Genomic DNA, 4,023 nt, shown 5'->3' on the forward strand with positions numbered 1-4,023 from the left:
TGTTTAAGACAGGAAAGCTCTATTATGACCTCAGTCGCAAAGAACCATATTATGAAAATGAATTTATTTTTCATGATAGCAAGAAAGCATTTGCGTGGCTGAAAAAAAATGAATGGGGATTTCTTACCAACCTATTACAAAAGTATGGTTATGACAAAAACGAGGAGATTAATAGGTTGCTGCTTGAATGGATGGTAATGGAATATGCCACTGTGGCGAAATCACACATCCTCAATGAGACCTTCGCCATCAAGAAAAAGACAAAATGGCCACATGTAGAAATCAGAGAAGGACTGCTGAAAAGTGTTTTGAAGCTGCCTGTAAAAGTAGAAAACATCAAAATCAGTTCGCTCATGAATACCTATATAAAATATATGTTACATGAAGACGAAGAAGATACGCCTGATTGGGCAAAAGAATTTAATAAGGAAGAACGCTATAAAGTTGCGGCATACCTATGTTATTATCAGTATAGATTTTGCAAAAAATTTGGCGTTGAAGAAACCGATCTCCTTGGAGAAGCCCTTTATAACGACACAGCATTCAGAGATTATATCGCCGATAAAAATTATTTCAATTTAGAAGGATATAAAGCGCTCTGTAACAAAGTTTATAACAATGTTGCAAATAGTGAGAAACTAAAAAACACTTACGATGAATAAGAAACTAACACTTTTATTTGCTCTTTTACTCTTGGTACTGATGTCAGCATATAGTCAAAAGAAAGTAGCAAAGCAAAATCATTATAATTTAGCGATAGCAGCTATAAAGGCAAACAATCTTTCGAAACTTGATGCACAGCTCAAGCATATTAAAAATATTGATTCGCTGATAAGGAAAGACGAATCAACATCTTACACCTTACTTGGCTATGCATGTCTATACAAAAACAAGGCGGCAATTGAAAAGCTCATTGCACAGAAGGCAAATATCGACTATGCATTTTCTGATGATATATACATATACGATGCACTCTGCATGGCGATTAATAATGGCGACTACGCCTTGACAAAGTATTTCATTTCTAAAGGTGCAAAAGTAAACCAGCCCTACACCGAAGAAGGCGGATGCCCATTAGTCTTTAGTTGTCTTACAAATAATCTTCCGATAACAGCATTATTACTGAGCAGTGGGGCTAAAGCAGACGGAATGGGAAACCTTGGCGCCGATTATACAAGCTATCCTATCATCATAGCAGTTGGAAACCGGAATAAAGCCATGGTTGAACTACTATTGAAGCATGGTGCAAGAAAAAATGTGAAAGGTGAAGAAGGACTCACACCACTTACTCTCGCACGAAGATTAGGATATATGGAAATCGTCAGACTATTGGAAAATAAAGCTCGAAAGAAAAAGGTTTAATCCATATAAAAATAAGCTTTACCACCTACTGAACTCCAAGCCTACCTTTTATCATAAACAGTTAGGATTAACAAACTAAATCCATACAAAATGTTTTCAACGTAAGAATTCATTGAAACTCAATGACATGTTTAGAAGTAAGAAAAAGGCGCAAAGTAAAGAACATAAATGCAGTTTTAAAGAAATAACAGAGTGATTTAGAATTAAATTCAACATTAATTTAAATTTTAACACGATATCTATACAACTTTGGCAATATTTAACTAATTTTGCATCATCTAAATATTAACTGGGTTTATCCCCTCAAATTATTCATTAAATTTCAGTTAACAGTCATGCAAAAAAAATTGCATTTATTAATGGCGCTTATGTTGTTTTTTACAACATCCCTCATGGCGCAGGTAACCACATCAAGCATTAATGGAAAAGTTGTCGCAGGCGGTGAAACCGTCATCGGAGCAACTGTGACCGCCGTTCACGTTCCATCAGGAACAACCTATAATGCTGTTACCAACACCGATGGACGTTACACCATTCAAGGTATGCGTGTCGGTGGTCCTTACAAAGTTACGATTTCATATATCGGCTTTAAGGATGACAACCGCACAAACATTTTCTTAGCATTGGGTGAACCCACCGTTATCAATGCAGACATGAAAGAAGATGCTAAAACCTTGACCGAAGTAACCGTAACCGGACGCGCAGGACATGGTGGAAATGGTGCTGCTTCTAACTTCTCTAAGCAAATGATTGAGAATGCACCAACCGTAGATCGTAATGTCTATGATGTTGCTAAACTATCTCCTCTTGTAAATAACAACAAGTTTGGAGGTATCTCTATCGCTGGAACCAACAACCGTTACAATTCTTTCCAAATTGATGGTATGGTCAGCAACGATGTGTTTGGTCTAACTTCATCTGGTACAAATGGTGGTCAGACTGGTGCAAATCCAATTTCAATGGATGCTATCGAGCAAATCCAAGTTGCAGTTTCACCTTTCGACGTTCGTCAAAGTGGTTTCACAGGTGGTGCTATCAATGCTATTACAAAGTCGGGTACAAATAAATTCACAGGTACAGCCTTCACATACTATACTGATGAAAACCTTTATGGCCGTTATAGCCAAGTCTACAAGAAAACACAAAAGCTTTCTGATGAAAGCACAAAAACTTACGGCTTTACCTTTGGTGGTCCTATCATTAAGGACAAATTGTTCTTCTTCACTTCATTGGAATATAAAAAGAACAGCTATCCTTCAACCTATTATGCTGGTGCACCGGGCTATTTCATGAATACACAAACAGCTCAGCAACTGGTTGACATTTATAAGAATATTACAGGTATTGAAGAATCATTTGAACGCCGCAATATCAATCAAGAAGGTACTTCACTCTTAGGTCGTTTAGATTGGAATATCAATAATAAGAACCACTTCACATTGCGTTATCAAGGCAACTTCTCTTATGCAGATAAGTTTGGTAATGGCAAACAGTCGTTCTTCTTCAATAATTCAAGTTATCGCATGAAGGACCGCACAAACTCTTTTGTTGCAGAATTAACTTCACACATCAGTAACAGTCTTTATAATGAGTTCCGCCTCGGTTTGACTTCTGTTCGTGACAAACGTGCTACTCCTTATTCAGGTCCTACACTCTATTTCAGCGGAGATAATTATACTGTAAATATGGGTACAGAATATTCTTCAGGTGTAAACTCACTTGATCAGGATATTTGGACCTTAGAAGATAACTTCTCGATTTATTCTGGTAACCACAACATTACCGTAGGTACACACAATGAGTTCTACGATATGAAGAATGGCTTTATCCAGGCTGCTTTTGGTAACTTTGCTTATAACTTCAACCAATTAGGTTCTGTTGATAGAGCTACACAGGTATTTACTCCAACAGCTGCAGGTTTCCTCAATAATCAAGGCATTATTCCAAACTCAGGCTATCAGATGAAATACTCAGATGAAGCCTTAACCGGCACAACTCAATGGAGAACTCCATTCAAGGCTGGCATGGCTGGTATCTATGTACAAGATAAATGGGATATGTCAACAGCCTTCCAACTCACCTATGGTATCCGCTTCGATATTCCATTCTATAGCAATAAAATTTCAATCAATGACAAATTTAATGCTACAGACAATTGGGCTAAGACAGGAGTTGTGGTTGGTCGTCGCCCAGCCTCATGCGTAATGGTATCTCCTCGTGTTGGATTCCGTTGGTTTATGAATGAAGATCATACTTCATTATTGCGTGGTGGTGTCGGTATCTTCAATGGCCGTGCACCATTTGTATGGATTGAGAATGCATGGGCAAATACAGGTATGGAGATGCGCGGTATTAATATTCGCTCAAATTCTACAAGTCCCCTCCCTCCAAACTTCTTGGCTGATGGTGGAAAGACACCTGATCAAATTCGTGCAACCTATGGCAATGCAGGAGGTGTAAATCCAGATATCGTAACTATTGATCGTCATTTCAAATTTCCACAAGCTTTCCGTGCAAACCTTGCTTGGGAGCAACAGCTACCTTATGGCGTTAAGATGACTCTCGAAGCTCTTTATTCTCGTCAGTTGAACGCTGTTTGGTTCAACAACATTGCACTTCAGCCAAATGGCGATATCTATGCACGTAATAACCTCGTATAGC

Annotated in this window: 2 protein-coding genes and 1 pseudogene; all 3 read left to right on the forward strand. The window is 38.2% G+C overall.

What is annotated here, in order from left to right; all coding sequences use genetic code 11:
- Positions 1-662 (forward strand): annotated as a pseudogene (locus HMPREF9420_RS03215) (hypothetical protein); the annotation flags it as partial.
- Positions 655-1,362 carry an ankyrin repeat domain-containing protein gene (locus HMPREF9420_RS03220; protein WP_007133996.1) on the forward strand — a complete coding sequence of 236 codons (708 nt, stop codon included), beginning with the start codon at positions 655-657 and terminating at the stop codon, positions 1,360-1,362. The pseudogene HMPREF9420_RS03215 and the gene HMPREF9420_RS03220, both read left to right, overlap by 8 nt.
- Positions 1,363-1,754: 392 nt before the next feature.
- Positions 1,755-4,022 carry a TonB-dependent receptor gene (locus tag HMPREF9420_RS03225; RefSeq protein WP_248628072.1) on the forward strand — a complete coding sequence of 756 codons (2,268 nt, stop codon included), beginning with the start codon at positions 1,755-1,757 and terminating at the stop codon, positions 4,020-4,022.
- Position 4,023 lies beyond the last annotated feature (1 nt).

The sequence above is a fragment of the Segatella salivae DSM 15606 genome (assembly GCF_000185845.1).
Classification (GTDB): Bacteria; Bacteroidota; Bacteroidia; order Bacteroidales; family Bacteroidaceae; genus Prevotella; species Prevotella salivae.